This window comes from Peristeroidobacter soli (assembly GCF_004138485.1).
GTDB classification, from domain to species: Bacteria; Pseudomonadota; Gammaproteobacteria; order Steroidobacterales; family Steroidobacteraceae; genus Steroidobacter; species Steroidobacter soli.
The window spans coordinates 1,199,885-1,216,912 of the sequence record NZ_ML142848.1 but is presented as its reverse complement, the minus strand read 5'-3'; the positions used below and the strand labels follow the sequence as shown (position 1 = coordinate 1,216,912).

The 17,028-nt window shown below is 63.5% G+C and carries 13 protein-coding genes; 4 read left to right on the top strand and 9 right to left on the bottom strand.

Translation table 11 applies throughout. From position 1 onward, the window contains the following. Positions 1–283: 283 nt before the first annotated feature. Genes EKO19_RS05035 through EKO19_RS05025 form a run of 3 tightly spaced genes read left to right on the top strand, consistent with a single transcriptional unit; the run spans position 284 to position 5,962 of the window. Positions 284–3,916, top strand: coding sequence for a response regulator (locus EKO19_RS05035; protein WP_217705120.1), 3,633 nt, complete (start codon positions 284–286; stop codon positions 3,914–3,916). Positions 3,917–3,920: 4 nt separating this feature from the next. Continuing rightward, positions 3,921–4,751, top strand: a complete 831-nt coding sequence (locus EKO19_RS05030; RefSeq protein ID WP_129775277.1) for a CheR family methyltransferase — start codon at positions 3,921–3,923, stop codon at positions 4,749–4,751. A gap of 32 nt (positions 4,752–4,783) precedes the next feature. Continuing rightward, entirely contained in the window at positions 4,784–5,962 is a 1,179-nt protein-coding gene (locus tag EKO19_RS05025; RefSeq protein ID WP_129775276.1) for a sensor histidine kinase, read from the top strand. On the opposite strand, the gene EKO19_RS05020 is transcribed toward EKO19_RS05025, so the two are convergent. Then, the gene (locus EKO19_RS05020; RefSeq protein ID WP_129775275.1) at positions 5,929–8,412 is read right to left on the bottom strand and encodes a PAS domain-containing hybrid sensor histidine kinase/response regulator; all 2,484 of its coding nucleotides are present in this window, start codon (positions 8,410–8,412) and stop codon (positions 5,929–5,931) included. The two genes, EKO19_RS05025 and EKO19_RS05020, sit on opposite strands and share 34 nt — an antisense overlap. Before the next feature lie 246 nt (positions 8,413–8,658). Here EKO19_RS05020 and EKO19_RS05015 point away from each other — a divergent pair, with 246 nt between their 5' ends. Beyond that, positions 8,659–10,293 carry a SulP family inorganic anion transporter gene (locus EKO19_RS05015; protein WP_129775274.1) on the top strand — a complete coding sequence of 545 codons (1,635 nt, stop codon included), beginning with the start codon at positions 8,659–8,661 and terminating at the stop codon, positions 10,291–10,293. On the opposite strand, the gene EKO19_RS05010 is transcribed toward EKO19_RS05015, so the two are convergent. The 8 genes from EKO19_RS05010 to ccoO are packed head-to-tail and all read right to left on the bottom strand — an operon-like array spanning position 10,287 to position 17,018. Then, complete coding sequence (locus EKO19_RS05010) at positions 10,287–11,000, bottom strand: sulfite exporter TauE/SafE family protein (protein ID WP_129775273.1); 714 nt, start codon at positions 10,998–11,000, stop codon at positions 10,287–10,289. The genes EKO19_RS05015 and EKO19_RS05010 overlap by 7 nt on opposite strands. Beyond that, positions 10,993–11,163: a cbb3-type cytochrome oxidase assembly protein CcoS gene (gene ccoS / locus EKO19_RS05005; RefSeq protein WP_129775272.1), complete on the bottom strand. Its 171-nt coding sequence runs from the start codon at positions 11,161–11,163 to the stop codon at positions 10,993–10,995. Before ccoS ends, EKO19_RS05010 begins: the two co-directional genes overlap by 8 nt. Beyond that, positions 11,160–13,619 (bottom strand): heavy metal translocating P-type ATPase, encoded by a 2,460-nt coding sequence (locus tag EKO19_RS05000; RefSeq protein WP_129775271.1) that lies wholly within the window; start codon positions 13,617–13,619, stop codon positions 11,160–11,162. Before EKO19_RS05000 ends, ccoS begins: the two co-directional genes overlap by 4 nt. Beyond that, on the bottom strand, positions 13,616–15,010 hold the full coding sequence (gene ccoG, locus EKO19_RS04995) for a cytochrome c oxidase accessory protein CcoG (protein WP_129775270.1): 1,395 nt from the start codon (positions 15,008–15,010) through the stop codon (positions 13,616–13,618). The genes EKO19_RS05000 and ccoG overlap by 4 nt, the downstream gene beginning before the upstream one ends. After that, a complete protein-coding gene (locus tag EKO19_RS04990) occupies positions 15,007–15,279 on the bottom strand; it encodes a hypothetical protein (RefSeq protein WP_129775269.1) in 273 nt (90 codons plus the stop codon). The genes ccoG and EKO19_RS04990 overlap by 4 nt, the downstream gene beginning before the upstream one ends. 7 nt (positions 15,280–15,286) lie before the next feature. After that, a complete protein-coding gene (gene ccoP / locus EKO19_RS04985; protein ID WP_129775268.1) occupies positions 15,287–16,216 on the bottom strand; it encodes a cytochrome-c oxidase, cbb3-type subunit III in 930 nt (309 codons plus the stop codon). Next, a complete protein-coding gene (locus EKO19_RS04980) occupies positions 16,213–16,386 on the bottom strand; it encodes a cbb3-type cytochrome oxidase subunit 3 (protein WP_129775267.1) in 174 nt (57 codons plus the stop codon). Before EKO19_RS04980 ends, ccoP begins: the two co-directional genes overlap by 4 nt. Then, entirely contained in the window at positions 16,383–17,018 is a 636-nt protein-coding gene (gene ccoO / locus EKO19_RS04975; protein ID WP_129775266.1) for a cytochrome-c oxidase, cbb3-type subunit II, read from the bottom strand. Before ccoO ends, EKO19_RS04980 begins: the two co-directional genes overlap by 4 nt. Positions 17,019–17,028 lie beyond the last annotated feature (10 nt).

Below are 17,028 nucleotides of genomic sequence, written 5' to 3'. Positions count from 1 at the left end.
GAAAACTAGGCATCCGACGGCATTTTGTTGTTGTTACCACCGTTGGCGCGGCAACGGTTCACGACATGGCAATGATCGGTGCAAGGCGTCGGTCGGCCCCATCGGTCGTCGGTATCAAATGCTGTAGGCGCGTTAACTACCGATTGCTCCAGGTAGCCGGGGTATCTATCGTCCTGCGCGACATACGATATTAGATTGCGGCCGCTGCCGATGTTGCAACAGTTACTGGAACATGCACGCCAGCTCGTTTGGACAGACCGGGCTGGCTGACCCTGCCCTCAGGATGGACTCCAGCGCCACGGCTGGCATCGATAGCAGGCCGCCGCTTGCCGCCATTCCATTAGAACCCGCCCGTCGCTCTTTACTGCCTATCGGTGTGCGCATCGGCGCGGGCTTTGGCGTTGCGCTGCTGTTGCTGGCGGTGTTCAGCGTGGCAGTGAATTCACGGCTCGAAGCGGCGGGCGAAGAACGACAGTGGGTACAACATTCACTGGAAGTGCTCAACGCGAATGAGCGCGCGCTTGGCCTGATCCGACAGGCGGAGGCGGCGGCGCGGGGTTTCAAACTGACCAGCGAACCGGTGTTCCGCGAGCAGTTCGATACCACGCTCGTCGATGTCGAGCGCACTCTCGCCGAGCTCAGGTCGTTGACCCAGGACAACGCCAGGCAACAGGAGTTGTTGGGCACGCTGGTCCCGGTCGTCCGGCAACGTTTCGAAGCCATGCGGCAGTTGTTCGATCCGCGGCGCACGGATGCCGATGCGACGGTCACGAGCGGCAATGCCATCATGAGTCGGGTCGATGAGCTGGCCAGGGCGATCGATGCGGAAGAGGGGCATTTGCTGGCGGAACGCCGTTCGAGTGCGGCCGTAGCTGAGCAATTGACACGGCACGTCGTTACCTTTGGCTCGCTTGGGGCAGTACTGCTCATTACCTTCGTCGGCTGGCTCGTGACTCGCAGCATCTTGCGTCCGGTCGCGGCGCTGTCGGAGGGCGCTGCACGTATCGGGCGAGGCGAATATCAGCAAGCGGTCGAGGTCGTGCGCGATGACGAGCTGGGGCGGCTGGCGGTGGTGTTCAATCACATGGGCGCACAGATCGCCGCCCGTGAGCTGGCGCTGGCGGAACAGGACTGGATGAATACCAGTCTGGCGCGCCTGTCACGTCTGCTGGAGGGCGCTCGCGATCCGGCCAAGCTGGGCGCGAAGCTGCTATCGGAACTTGCGGTTCTGGTCGGCGCGAAGCAATCGCTGATCTATGTTCCGGACACGGACACCTCCGACACGCTGGAACTACAGGCCAGCTACGCCAGCGAGCATCCACCGCAGCGGATCGCCCGCGGCCAGGGCTTGATCGGTCAATGCTTTCGCGACGCCAACGGCGTCGTGCTGGATAAAGTGCCGGAAGATTATCTGCGCGTCAGCTCGGCGCTCGGTCAGGCGAAGGCGGCGCAGGTGGTGGTGATGCCTGCAGTGTTCGAGGGCAAGGTCAAAGCGGTACTGGAACTGGCCACGCTGAGCGGCTTCTCCGCGCCTCAACTCACATTGCTCCGCCGCTTCTGCGACAGCTACGGCACCGTATTGCACGTCTTGCAGGAAGCACGAAAGACCGAGCAACTGCTGGAAGAAGCGACCGAGATGTCGGAGAAGCTGCGCGAGCAGCAGACCGAGCTCCAGCAGGCCAATCTGGAAATGGAGCAGGTCAACGAGGAGCTGCAGCAGAGCAACGTCGAGATGGAGGAGAAGGCGACGGTGCTCCAGGAGCAGCGGGAGGCGCTGGAGCGCGCCAACAAGGAAGTGGACCGGGCGCGCCTGGCGCTGGAAGATAAAGTGCAGCAGCTGGCGCTCAGCTCCAAGTACAAGTCCGAGTTTCTCGCCAACATGTCGCATGAGCTGCGCACGCCGCTCAACAGCCTGTTGATCCTGTCGAAGATCCTGGCCGAGAACAACGAAGGCACGCTGACGCCGAAGCAGGTCGAACGGGCCAATACCATTCACGGCGCCGGCAACGATCTGCTGGAGCTTATCAACGACATCCTGGATCTGGCGAAGATCGAATCGGGCACGGTGACGGCCGATGTCGCGCAGGTGCGTATCGGTGATATCACCTATCAGATGCGCCAGGCGTTCGATCATGTCGCCGAGAGCGCGCATCTCAAGTTCACTGTGGATGTCGGCCCGGATGTGCCGGCGACGCTGGTGACCGACGGCCGGCGCTTGCAACAGATCCTGCGCAACCTGTTGTCGAATGCCTTCAAGTTCACGTCCAGGGGCGGCGTCACGCTCAAGATCGAACGCGTGACTTCAGGATGGGGCAGCCATGTTTCGAGACTGGCGAACGCCGATGCCGTCGTTGCCTTCCGGGTCATCGACACAGGCATCGGCGTTCCCGAGGATCGTCGCGAGATTGTGTTCGAAGCCTTCCAACAGGCGGACGCCGGTACCGCGCGGCGGTATGGCGGCACCGGGTTGGGACTGTCCATCAGTCGCGAGTTGAGCCGTTTGTTACAAGGCGCGCTCACGCTCGAGAGCAAGCCGGGCGTGGGCAGTACTTTCTCACTGTACCTACCGGCGACGCTGGCGCCCGAGGCACCGGCTGTGAAAGCGCACGAACCGCCGCCCCCGGTTGCGCGGCTCACGCCGCGTGCGGTGGTGGAGGAGTCGAATCTTTCCGATATCGATGCGTTCGATGACCCGGCGGAAGTCGCCGACGACGATCGCTCCAACCTCGCGCCCGACGACCGCATTCTGCTGGTCATCGAGGACGATCGCAGTTTCTCCGCGGTGCTGGCCGACTTCGCGCGTGAGAAAGGTTTCAAAGTCATCATCGAGCGCTCGGCGCAGGAAGCGATTCGCGCCGCGCGGCGTTTCAAGCCGAGTGCGATCACGCTCGATCTGCTGCTCAAGGACAGCAACGGCTGGGCGGTGCTGGATCGTTTGAAACATGATCCGGAGCTGCGGCATGTCCCGGTGCACGTGATCTCGGTGGAAGACCAGCGCGAGCGCGCGCTCATGCAAGGTGCCCTGACGTTCCTGCAAAAGCCCGTCACGCGCGAGATGCTGGACGGCGTGCTCGGCGAGACGCTGGCGCTGCTCGACAATCCAGCGCGGCGGCTGTTGATCGTCGAGGACGACGAGCGTCAGCGCCTGGCAGTGGTCGAGCTGTTCAGCGCCACCGACGTCGAAATCGTGGCCAAGGGAACGGCGGCCGAGGGGCTGCAGGCGCTGAACGAAGGTCGCTTCCACTGCATCATCGCGGACTTGATGCTGCCCGACATGAGCGGCGCCGACATGATCGCGACCATGCAACGCCGGCTCGGTAAGAATTCCCCGCCAGTGGTGATCTATACCGGTAAGCCGCTGTCGCGTACCGAAGAGACCGAACTGCGCGCGGTGTCCGAAGCGATCATCATCAAGGACGCCAGCTCGCCTGAGCGCTTGCTGGACGAGACGGCGCTGCTGTTGCATTACCCGGCGGCGCGCCTGCCCGAATCGCGACGCCAGTTGCTGGAGCGTGCGCGCAAGGAAGATCCGCTGCTGCGAGGACGAAGCGTGCTGGTCGTGGACGACGATGTCCGGAACATTTTCGCCATCACCGCCGGCCTCGAGAGCCATCACATGCGCGTTCGTTATGCGGAGAGCGGCGCGGCCGCCATCGAGATCATGCAGTCGCCGGAACATTTCGACGTGGTGCTGATGGACGTGATGATGCCTGAGATGGATGGTTTCGAGGCGATCCGCCGCATCCGCCGCATCGAACGGCACGCCAACCTGCCCATCATCGTGCTGACCGCCAAGGCCATGGCGCGGGCACGTGAGGAGTGTTTGAAGTCGGGCGCGTCGGATTACCTGGCGAAGCCGGTGGATCTCGATCAGCTGCGCTCCATGTTGCGCGTGTGGCTGTACAAACAGCGTTAGCCCGGTGGATACGCACGGTCATGATGCCGCCGGACCAGAGTTGCATCAGTTCCTCGACCGGCTGTTCGATCTCAGCGGCGTGGACCTGAGCGGTTACGGCAAGCGCGCGTTGACCCGGCGCCTGCGCAGCCTGATCAGCGGCGAAGGCCTGTCGGGCATCGCAGAGCTGAGCGATCGCATTCGTGACGACCCGCGCTTTCTGTCGCATGTGCTCGACCGGCTCATGCTGCGGGTGACGACCATGTTTCGCGACCCGTCGTTTTTTCGTTTGTTTCGTGAGCGCGTCGTGCCGTTGTTACGCACGTATCCGTATCCCAGGCTCTGGGTCGCCGGCTGTTCCACCGGACAGGAAGCCTATTCGCTGGCGATTCTGTTGCGTGAGGAAGGCCTGTACGACCGCTGCCGCATCTACGCGACCGATCTCAACGAGGTCGTGCTGGAGCAGGCTCGCGCCGGGGTGCTGCCGCTGGCGGCGCTCGAGGAGTACGAACAGAACTATCGCGCGGCCGGCGGCATACGCGCGCTGTCCGACTATTACAGCCGCGGCAAGACTGCGGCCGTGATCGATCCCGCGGTGCTGGATCGGATCGCCGTGTTTCGTCACGACCTGGCGCGCGATGCCTCGTTCAATGAGTTCCACGTGATTTTCTGTCGCAACGTGATGATGTATTTCGACGAGGCATTGCGTTACCGCGTGCATCAGCTGCTGAGCGACAGTCTGGTGAGACTGGGATTTCTGGGGCTGGGCCAGAGTGAGTCGCTGCATCTGACCCGGCATGAATCGCACTATGAATTGTTGTCGCGGCGTCACCGCCTGTATCGCAAGGTGTGTTGAGCGGCGAGGCGGGGAAACGGAGGATTTCGGTGATGGGCAAAGGGGTTTACAAATCGAACATCCTGCTGGTGGACGACGAGCAGGCGAACCTGGACGCGCTGGAAGCGGTGCTGGAAGGGCTGGGCCAGAATCTGATCACGGCCCGGCGCGGCGAGCAGGCGCTCAAGTGCGTGCTGGAATACGACTTTGCCGTGATCCTGCTGGACGTGCAGATGCCGGGCATGAGCGGCATCGAAACCGCGGCGTTGATTCGCGCACGCGAAAGATCGCGGGCCACGCCGATCATCTTTCTCACCGGCATGATGCGTACGGCGGAGATGGTGTTCAGCGGCTACTCGGCGGGCGCGGTGGATTATCTGATGAAGCCGCTGGAGCCGGAGGTGTTGCGCGCGAAAGTGGCGGTGTTCGTCGAACTGGACAAGGCGCGTTACGAGCTGCAGCAGGAAATCAACGAACGTGTCCGCATCGCCGAGCAGGTCACGGAGTTGAACGGTGCCCTGCGCGAGAAGAACGACGATCTGTCGGCCGCCAATGCCGACCTCGAATCGTTCTGTCATTCGGTCTCGCACGATCTGCGCATGCCGCTGCGTCACATTCATTCCTATGTGTCGATGCTCGAAGCGTCGGCCGGCGCCAAGCTGAACCCGGAAGAACGGCGGCACGTCCAGACCGTGCAGAAGGCGGCCCTGCGCATGACACGGCTGATCGACGATCTGCTGGCGTTCTCACGTATCGGACGCGCCGCCATGCATCGACAACGCATTCGCATGGACGACCTGATCGACGAAACCTTCCAGGAGCTGGGGCCGGAGTTGAACGATCGGCACATCGATTGGCAGCGGCGCTCCATACCGGACACCGTGGGGGATCCGCAGCTGATGAAGCAAGTGTGGGTGAATTTGCTGGCGAACGCCGTGAAGTACACGCGGCCGCGGGATCCGGCCAAGATCGAGATCGGCGCCGACGTCGGTACCGATGAAGTCGTTTATTACGTCAAGGACAATGGCGTCGGCTTCAACATGCAATATGCCGATCGTTTGTTCGGCGTGTTCCAGCGCCTGCATGCGGAGAAGGACTTCGAAGGCACGGGCGTGGGGTTGGCGAACGTGCGACGTATCGTGCAGCGTCACGGCGGCCGCACCTGGGCGGAGGGTGCCGAAGGGCGCGGGGCGACGGTTTATTTCTCCATGCCCATCGCGGGCAACGCCTGAGGGCTGCACCAGCGCTGCAAGGTCCGCTCGAAGTCGGTGACGGAATAGGGCTTGGTGATGTAGTCATCCATGCCCGCCTGCAGACACCGGTCGCGATCCTGGCTCATGGCATTGGCGGTGAGTGCGACGATGGGCGTATGTCGGCCGGCGGCCTGCTCCCGCTCGCGAATGACGCGCGTCGCTTCGAAGCCGTCCATCTCCGGCATCTGACAATCCATGAAGATCAGATCGTAGGTTTGTTGCAAGGTGCGCTCGCAGGCAATCACACCGTTCTCGGCGATTTCCACTTCACAGCCGAGCCTGGCCAGCAAGCGGGTCGCGAGCATGCGATTGACGGCATGATCCTCGACCACCAGAACTCGCGGCTGTGACGTACTCGCAGGCTGCTGCTCGCCCGCTTCCAGCCGCGCATCCAGTTTGAGAACCCGGTTCGTCGCGGTCAGCTCGCTGCGCTGAGCCGTCGGCAACGTGAACCAGAACGTCGAGCCGACGCCGGACTGGCTGTGCGCGCCGATCTGACCGCCCATCAATTCCACCAGCTGTTTGGAGATCGCCAGGCCCAACCCCGTGCCACCGTATTTGCGAGTCGTGGACGAGTCGGCCTGGGTGAACTTGGAAAACAGGCGAGACAATTGATCGGGCGTGATGCCGATGCCGGTGTCTTCGACCTCCAGGCGCAACATGCCGTCGGCGTCCACGGCGCGAATGGTGACGCGACCGGCTTCGGTGAACTTGACCGCGTTCGAGGCGAGATTCACCAGTACCTGACGCACGCGACCGGCGTCGCCGAGCACCGTGGCGGACAGGCCCGGCGGCCACTGCACGTCGAATTCCAGTTGTTTCTCGGCTGCGCGCGGACGCAACAGCGCGAGCACGTCGTTCGCGATCTTTTTCGCATCGACCTTGGACAGCTCGAGCGACACCCGGCCCGCCTCGATGCGCGAGAAATCCAGAATATCGTCGATGATGGTCATCAGCGCCCGGCCGGAATCGCGGATGGTGCTGGCCATCGACTGTTGCTCGGCATTCATCGGCGTTTGCAACAGCAGCTCGGTGAAGCCGATCACGCCGTTCATCGGCGTGCGGATCTCGTGGCTCATGGTCGCCAGGAATTCGCTCTTGGCCTTGCTCGCGTCCTCGGCGGCGTTGCGCGCCTTGATCAGCTCGGCTTCGGCGATCTTGTACGGCGTGATGTCCTGATACGTGCCCAACACGCCCCACACCTCACCGCGCGCGTCGATGAGCGGCACCTTGCTGGTGGTGCGCCACTCGATGTGGTCGCCGAGGGTCAGCTGTTGTGCGTGGTTCAGCACGGGCTGGCGATGTTCCATGATGTGCCGTTCCTGAGTGCCGTCGGGCTGCGCGCCGGCCCAGGGGACTTCGCCATCGGTCTTGCCGACGATGTTCTCCACGCCCACATCGGATTTGAAATTCCGGTTGGCGCCGAGGAAGCGGCCTTCGCGATCCTTCCAGAACACCCGCTGCGGCAGCAGGTCGATGACGGTCTTGAGCAGTGCCTCGGACTGCTCCGCTTGACGCACGGCCTGCTTGAGCTGTGAGATCTCGATGGCCGTGCCCGAGAGTCGCAGCGCCAGTCCGTTCGGATCGCGCTTGTTGACCGCGCCGCGAATCAGCAGCGACACCCAGTGGCCGTCCTTGTGACGCATGCGTGCCTCGCTTTCGAAGTACGCCGTTTCGCCCTGGCAGTGCCGTTCGATCTGATGCAGCTTGTTGGCCAGGTCGTCCGGATGCATGTTGCGATTCCAGAAGTCCGGCGAGGTGTGCGCCACTTCTTCACTGGCATAGCCGAGCATCGCGGCCCAGTTGCCGTCGAGCTCCACCGAGTTCCGCACCAGATCCCAATCCCACAGGCAGATGCCGGAACCGTCGATGGCCAGTGCATGGCGCTCACGCAATCGAGCCAGCGTCTCCTCGGTTTGCTTGCGTTCCGTGATGTCGATGCACACCGACGTGTAGCGGACCACCCGGCCGGAGCCGTCGGTGGTCGGGATGATGGTCATGTCCAGCCAGAAGTCTTCGCCGTTCTTGGCGCGATTGCAGATCTCGCCGCGCCAGGGCTGACCGGTGGCGATGTTCCGGTACATGTTCATGAAGAACTTGCGGGGGTGAATGCCCGAGTTGATCACGTTGTGATTGCGGCCGATCAGCTCCTCTCGCGAGTAGCCGCTGACGCTACAGAACAGCTCGTTGACATGGGTGATGCGGCCGCCGCCGTCGGTGGTGGACACGATGCTGCAACTGTTGAGCACGTCGAGCTCGCTTTCGAGCTCGTGCACGCGGCCGCGCAGCCCGCCCACGAAGGGACGAGCCAGGAACGAGCACAGCAACTGCAGGGGCCGGTACCAGGTCCGGGGCAGGGGCTTGCCCTGCATTTGCGCGCGCCGTCGCTGAGAGAGCGAACCGGCGCCGATGAAAGCGGACAATGGCATGTGCCTACTATCGGACAGATGCGCGGCAATGGCGTGTGCCGCTGTCACAACGGATCATCATGAATTGCCGGTCCGAGCCGGGATTAGGCATCCGCCTCATGCCTGAACGAGGGTCCCGCACGAGCAGCGGGCGCGTCACTAGGGACTGACACCTATGGAATCCGTGGCATTGGTTGTTTGCTGGCCGAGGCGCTGCCGCATAATCTTGCGGGGCATCCCTTGCCTGGGATTCAGGGAACATTCTCGATGATTGCGATTCTGGAGGCACAGCGCGCCGGCCTGCTGGGGCGCGCCCACTGGGCACGAAACATCGTCTCCGGCATCGTCGTGGGCGTGGTGGCCCTGCCGCTGGCCATGGCGTTCGCGATCGCCTCGGGCGCCAAGCCCGAGCAGGGCCTGTACACGGCCATCGTCGCCGGACTGCTGGTATCGGTGTTCGGCGGCAGCCGCTTGCAGATCGCCGGACCCACCGGCGCGTTCATCGTCATCCTCTCGGGCATCACCGCCGAGCACGGCATCGACGGCCTGCAAATCGCCACGCTGCTCGCGGGCGTGATGTTGCTGCTGCTCGGTCTTGCCCGGCTCGGCGCCATCATCAAGTTCATTCCCGATCCGGTGATCCTGGGCTTCACCGCCGGTATCGCCGTCGTCATCTGGATAGGTCAGTGGCACGACTTCTTCGGCCTGCCGGTGGTGGAGGGGCGGCACTTCCATCAGAAGCTCTGGCACACTTTGGAGGTGCTTCCACAAGCACAGCTCGGCACGACCGCGCTGGCGACCGGGACGCTGCTGATCGTGCTGTTCGCGCCGAAGGTGTCCGCTCTGAAGCGTGTGCCAGGACCACTGCTCGGGCTGTTGTTCGCCACAATCGTGCAGGCGATGTTTCATATCGAAGGCGTGGCCACCATCGGCTCGGCGTTCGGCGGAATTCCACGCGGCCTGCCTGCGCTGCACATGCCGGCAATCACGGTGGACCGTGTCATCGAGCTGATCGGGCCCGCGTTTACCATCGCGATGCTCGGCGCTATCGAGTCGCTGCTATCCGCCGTGGTCGCGGACGGCATGGCCGGCACTCGTCACGATTCGAATCAGGAGCTGATCGGACAGGGCATCGCCAACATCGCGGCGCCGTTGTTCGGCGGTTTCGCCGCGACCGGCGCGCTGGCCAGAACGGCGACCAACGTTCGTAACGGCGGTACCAGCCCGATCGCCGGCATCACGCATGCGTTGACGCTGGTGCTGATCGTGCTCGCGCTCGCGCCCTTGGCTGTGCACATCCCGTTGGCTGCACTCGCGGCCATTCTGTTCGTGGTCGCCTGGAACATGAGCGAGGCGAGCCACGTCGTCAAAATGGTTCGACGGGCACCGCCGGCCGACGTGGTCGTGCTGCTGGTGACGTTTGGACTCACGGTATTCGTGGACCTGGTGGTCGCCGTCAATATCGGTGTGATCGTCGCGACGCTGCATTTCCTGCGCCGGATGTCGAGCAGCGTGGAAGTGCAACAGCAGACCCATCAGGACCTGAGCCGCGAGTTCGCGCATCGGGGGCTGAGTTTTCCACCGGGCGTGCTGGCCTTCGCGGTGGAAGGACCGTTCTTTTTCGGCGCCGTGGAAAATTTCGAGCGGGCGCTGGCCAGCACCGGCACCGATCCGGAAGTGCTCATCATCCGGCTGCGCTGGGTGCCGTTCATGGACATCACCGGGCTGCAGACGCTGGAGGAAGTGATCCGCGGTCTGCAGCGACGCAAGGTGCGCGTGATGTTGACCGGCGCCAATGAACGGGTGGCCGGCAAACTGCGTCGTGCCGGCATCGTCGCTCTGATCGGTCCGGAGAACTTCTGTGAGAATCTCGAAGCGGCGCTGGCTCGATTGAATCAATGATGATGCGCGTGGCCGCCCGCGGGTATCGACACCCAGATCATCCAGGCGCCAAACAGCAGCAGTAGCGTGCCGCTGGCAAATCGCGGCCAGCGACTCTTGAGGAAACGTTGCATCTGAGAGGCGAGCACGCTGCTGGTCAGCATCGACGGCAGCGTGCCCAGACCGAACGCCAATAGAATCGCCGCTCCATTCAAGGCGTGGCCGCTGAACGCCGCGAACAACAACATCGAGTAGACCAGGCCGCACGGCAGCCAGCCCCACAGAAAGCCGAGCGCGATGGCGTGGGTGTGACCGGTCAATTTGCCGGTGCCGAGGGTGAACGGCTGCAGCCGACGCCAGAATTTTGCACCCAACGTTTCCAGCCATCGCAGCGGATTCCACGGCGACAGCATTCGCAAGGCGATCAACATCAACAGCACGCCGCTGGCGACGCGTAACGTCGCTCCGATGCTGGCGAGATCGAGCACCGCTTGCAGCGAGGCGCCGATCAAGCCGCAGATGGCGCCAGCCATCGCATAGCCGCTCAGCCGGCCGACGTGATAGGACAGCGCGTTGGTGAACGCGCTACGAGGAGTCGTCGCGGTAGTGCGCGCTCGCATGCCGAGCGCGCCCGCCAAGCCGCCGCACATGGCGAAACAATGAGCGCTGCCGGCGACGCCGGCAATGAACGCAGCCGACAGACTGATGGCGTCGGTCGCGTCAGCCATCGAGGTTCGGTTTCTCCGCCGGCGGCGCGTCGTCGCGCAGCGCGTCCCAGCCCGGCGATTCCAGATCGTCGAACTGACCGGTGTTGACGGCCCAGAAGAAGCCCCAGCCGGCGAACACCACCAGCGCCAGGCTCAGCGGAATCAGAACGAACAGAATGCTCATGCCGTCGTCTCCCGCAGGTGAGCGGATGTCATGGCCGGTGGCGTCGTCTTGCGAGTCGCCCGCGGCAACAGTCGAGTTGAATTCAATACTACAGCGACCGAACTGAGCGACATGCCCAGCGCCGCGAGCCACGGCGGAATGAAGCCTAGCGCAGCCAGCGGGATCGAGCCTAGATTGTAGATCGCGGCCCACAGCAGATTCTGTTTCGCGATTCGCAAAGTGCGACGTGCGAGCAGCACGGCTTCCGGAAGCGCGGCCAGATTGTCACTGACCAGCACCAATCCGGCACTGGCATGAGCCAGCGCCGCGCCTCGGCCCATCGCGATGGAAACATTGGCTGCGCCCAATACCGGCGCGTCGTTGACACCATCGCCGATGACGGCAACGCGCTTGCCGTTTTTCTGCAGATTCAGCACGTGCGCCAGCTTCTCTTTCGCCGTGCGCCGCGCGAAGGATTCGGCGATGCCGCACTGCTGAGCGACGGCCTGGACGGCGCCATGAGCGTCGCCGCTGAGAATCTGAGGTTCGATGTTCAGCGAGCGCAGCTGGTTGACGGCGCTGGCCGCGGCCGGTCGGAGCGAGTCGGTCAGCTCGAACCATGCGAGCGCGCGTTTCTCATCGCCGAGTGCAATGACGCTGCCAATCAGTTCGGCCGGCGACGATGACTGCTGCTGTTCCTGGCGGAGCTCCGCGACGAAGGCAGGGGTGCCGATGCGATACAGGCGGCCGTCGATTCGTCCCTCTACGCCGCGGCCTGCGACGGTCCGCAGATCGTCGACGGTCCCCTGGTCGAGATAGGGCACGAACGCACGGGCCAGCGGATGTTCGGAGGCTCGTTCGAGCAGTGCCGCGATCTGCAGGCATCGAGAGTCGTTGAGACCGCCCATGGAGAGACACTTGGAAACGTGCAGTTCGCCGCGAGTCAGCGTGCCGGTCTTGTCGAACACGATGTGATCCACTTTCGCCAGGCTTTCGAGCGCATCGGGATCGGTCAGCAGGATGCCGTGGCGTCCGAGGCTGGCCGTCGCAGCGGCGAGTGCCGCCGGCATGGCGATGGCGAAGGCGCATGGACAGGCGACAACGAGCACGGCCAGCGTGGCAGCGAATGCCTGCGCCGGGTTGATCGCCAGCCATGCCGCGCAGGTGAGTCCGGCGCCAATCAGCACATAGCCAAGGAACTTGCCGGCAGCGGCGTCGGCATTGCGAGCCAGCGCCGGCTTGTAGGTTTGCGCTCGCTGCATCAGTGCCACGATGTGAGATAGCGCCGTGTCTCCACCCAGCGCGGTGATCCTGATGCTGATCGGACCGTCGACGTTGATGGTGCCCGCCACTACGCGCTGGCCCACTTGATGCCGGACCGGCAGCGACTCACCGGTCAGCATGGCTTCATCGATGTGAGCTTCGGTATCGAGCAGCTGGCCGTCGGCCGGCAGCACCTCGCCTCGGCGCACCTGGATCAGGTCGCCGACACGCAGCGAGGTCACCGGCACATCTTCGATCCTGTCCGCGTCGATGCGGTGAGCGATGGACGGCAACTGCCGCGCCAAGGCGTCGGTGACGCCGGCGGTGTGCTGACGAACGCTCATCTGCACGAAGCGGCCGAGCGTCAGGAAGAAAATGAACATGGTGACCGAGTCGAAGTACACCTCGCCGACGGCGCCGTTGAACGTGTTCCAGACGCTCGCGCCATAAGCGAGCACCAGTGCGATGCTCACCGGAACGTCCATGCCGATCGAGCGGCTTCGCAAGCTGTTCCAGGCGCTCAGTAGAATCGGCGCGCCGGCGTAGAACATGACGGGCGTCGCGACCAGCAGGCTGACGAAGCGGAAGTAGTTCAGCAGCGACGGCTCCATGACTTCGTTCGCGAGCTGGGCCGAGTAGACGGCGACGGCGAACATCATGACTTGCATCATGCCGAAGCCCGCGACCGCCAGGCGTTTGAGGTTGTCGCGTCGCTCCTGGCGTAACGCCCGAGTGACGGTTTCATCCGTGACCGGATGCGGCACATACCCGAGCTGCGCGATGGTGCGCATGACATCGGCCAGGTTCAGCTTCGTGCTGTCCCAGATAACGCTCGCTCGGCCCGTCGCGGCGTTCACGCTCACATCGTGAATGCCAGCGTGTCGACGCAACACTTGATCGATCAGCCAGCTGCACGCCGAGCAGCGCAGGCCTTCGATGAGCAACGTGACGGATGTCTGTCCCGGCGCGGTCTGGGTGAATTGGGCCGCGAACTGCGGATCGGCGTAGACCCGCCACTTGTCCGTCTGAGTCCCTTCGCTGGGGCGAACGGAGCTGCCGTCGCGGTAGCGATAGAAATCACCGAGGCCGGTGCCGGCGATCAGCTCGGCGACGGCCTGACAGCCACTGCAACACACAGGCTCGTCGCGCTGCTCGACGCGTGCAATCAGCGTCGAGCCTCGCAGCGGCTCGCCGCAGTGGAAGCAGATGTTCATCGAGCCACCGGAGCGATGAAGCGCGCCTTGGACTTGGCTTCGATGGCGCCATCGTCGGAATGAACCACGATCTGGATGTCCCGGCCGCCGCTGATCGCGTTGCTCGGTGCTCGCACACGGACCGCGACACTCACGACTTCACCAGCGCCGACTCGCTGCAAGTCGCGATCGGTGTCGACAGTGAGGCCGTCGATGCCTTCGGCGCCGATGCGCAGCGCGTGCTCACGCGTGTCTTTGTTGATGAAACGCACGGTGTAGACGTTTTCGACCCGGCCGCCCTCGATGGAGCGGTACAGAGCATTGCGGTCGCGGAGCACGTCGATCTCGACCAGATGACGATTCGCGACCGCCACACCGAATCCGACGACCAGCGCCAGCAGCACTGTGGCGTAAATGATGGTGCGCGGCCTGATGACGCGAGTGGGCTGGTTATCCATGGCGTTCTGGGTCGTGTAGCGAACCAGGCCGCGCGGATAGTTCATCTTGTCCATCACGTCGTCGCACGCGTCGATACACGCGGCGCAGGCGATGCATTCGAGCTGCAAGCCCTGACGAATGTCGATACCGGTCGGGCACGCCTGCACGCACAGCTTGCAGTCGATGCAGTCGCCAAGACCCTTGCTCTTCGGATCGACATTGCGCGCGCGGGAGCCGCGCGGGTCGCCGCGCTTGGTGTCGTAAGAAATAACCAGGGTGTTACGGTCGAACATCGCACCCTGGAAGCGCGCATACGGACACATGTACTTGCAGACTTGCTCTCGCATGTAGCCGGCGTTGCCGTAGGTGGCGAAGCCGTAGAACAGAATCCAGAACAGTTCCCAGCCACCGACGGTTGCTGTCAGCACCGAGCCTGTCAGCGTGCGCACCGGCGTGAAGTAGCCGACGAAGGTGTAGCCGGTGTAGAGCGCGAAAGTGATCCACAGCACTTGCTTGGCGGCCTTGCGCGCCACTTTTTCAGGGGACCACGCCGACTTGTCGAGCCGCATGCGCTGCTGCCGATTGCCTTCGGTCCAGCGTTCCATCCAGACGAAGATTTCAGTCCACACTGTTTGCGGACAGGCGAAGCCGCACCACAGGCGGCCGGCCAGGGCGGTAAAGAAGAACAGCGACAAGGCCGCGATGATCAGCAGCCAGGTCAGCAGGAAGAAGTCCTGCGGAAAGAACGTCAGGCCGAAGATATAAAACTTGCGGGCCGGCAGATCGAACAGCACCGCCTGGCGGCCGTCCCATTGCAGCCACGGCATCGCATAAAACAATCCGAGCAGCGCGATGGTGGCGGCGACGCGCAGGCGGTTGAAGCGCCCCGCGACTTCACGCGGATACACTTTCTGGTGGGCGATATAAAGGCCGCCGTCATTGCTGACGGGTTGCGGAGCGCGCGCGGGGTTCATCGGGGTTCCCTGTCCGCCGCGCCGTTTCGAGTCTCGATCAGGTAGGCGGTGAGAAAGCTGGCGATAGCGGACATCATCCAGAAAAAGAAAAAGCCGACGGTGTAGCCGGCGCGACGATCGGCCAGCCACGCAGGCGGCGCGGCATCATCCACGAGCAGTTGTGGGTCGAAGAATCCGAAGAACACCAGCGTGGCGACACATGCCGCGAGAAACGAAGCCCACAGCAGCACTCCCAGGTCCTCCAGGAAGTGCGGCCAGCGGGACTGCATGGGCTGCTCAGTTCGCGACATGCATTTCGGGCTCGCTGAGGCTGAGCACGTAAGCGGCGAGCAATTTCACCTTGGTGTCGCCGAGCAGTTCCTTGTGAGCGGGCATCTGATTGTCGCGACCGTTGGTGATGGTGGCGCGCACGGTGTCGAAGTCACCGCCGTGCAGCCAGACGTTGTCGGTGAGATTCGGTGCGCCGAGCATCGCATTGCCTTTGGCGTCCACGCCGTGGCAACCGACGCACAGCATCGCGAAACGCTGCTGGCCGGCGGCGACCCAGTCGGCCGGCGCATTGCCGCCGCTCAAGCTCACGACATACGAGGCAACTTCTTTTACGCCTTGCTCGCCGAGCGCGCTGCCGAGGGCCGGCATTATTCCGTGACGACCCTGCTCGATGGTCTCCAGCACGCGCTGCTCGTCGCCGCCCCACAACCAGTCCTTGTCGGTGAGGTTGGGGAAGCCCTTGGCACCGCGAGCATCCGAGCCGTGGCAGCCGGCGCAGTTGGCGCCAAACAAGTTCTTCGCGGTCGCCATGGCGCTGCCGTTGTTGGCCAGTTCCTTCAGCGAGCTGTCTTTCAACGTGGCGAGCTTCTCTTCAAACACCGCGCGCTGACGCGCGACCTGCTCTTCATAAGCACCGACCGAGCTCCACTTCGAGGTGCCGGCAAAGTTGCCCATGCCGGGATAGAAAGTGAGATAGCCGGCACCGAAGACGATGGTGATGATGAACAGGCCCAGCCACCAGCGCGGCAGCGGATTGTTCAGTTCTTCCAGGTCGCCGTCCCACACGTGGCCGGTCTTGCCGGCACTCTCGGCGGACTGCTCATGCGAGCTCGGGGCGACGCGCGTGCGTGCGGTCCACCACATCAGCCACAGACAGGCGACGATGTTGATCGCGGTGAAGACGACGATAAAAAGACTGGCGGGTTGGCTGATCATCGCGGCTGTTCCGGGTTCGAGTCTTGATCTTCCAGGGGCAGATTCGCCATACGGTCGAAATCAGGCTGGCGGTTCTTGTTCCAGGCCCAGGCCCACAGGGTCATGAAGGCAAGAAACAAAATCAGCGTCAGCAGCCCGCGCACCAGGCCCATGTTCAGTTCAATGTTCATTTCTGCCCCTTCGCGGATCCAGCGGCGGCCTTGGGCTCGCCATAAAACTTCAGGCCTTGCATGTAGGCGATCAGCGCTTCCATCTCGGTGCGGTTACGCACGGCTTCCGGCGCATCCGCGATTTCCTGGGCCGTATAGGGCACGCCAATCTTCTGCAGCGCCTGCATCTTCGATTGGGTGCCGGCCGGATCGATCGTGCGCTCGGCGAGCCAGGGGAAGCCGGGCATGTTCGATTCGGGCACCACGTCGCGCGGATTGGTCAGATGGATGCGATGCCATTCATCCGTGTAGCGACCGCCGACGCGCGCGAGATCCGGGCCCGTGCGCTTGGAGCCGAACTGGAACGGATGGTCGTACACCGCTTCACCGGCGATCGAGTAGTGACCGTAGCGCTCGGTTTCCGCCGGCAACGGCCGCACCATCTGCGAGTGGCAGTTGTAACAACCCTCGCGCACGTACACGTCGCGACCTTCGAGCGCGAGCGCGGAGTAGGGCTTGATGCCGGGCGAGGGCTCGATCACCGAGCTCTGCATGTAGAGCGGCGCGATCTCCACCAGGCCGCCGACGCTGATCACCAGCGCGATCAGCCCGCCCATCAAGGCAATCTTCTTTTCAACGGTTTCGTGTTTCATGATTGCGAGC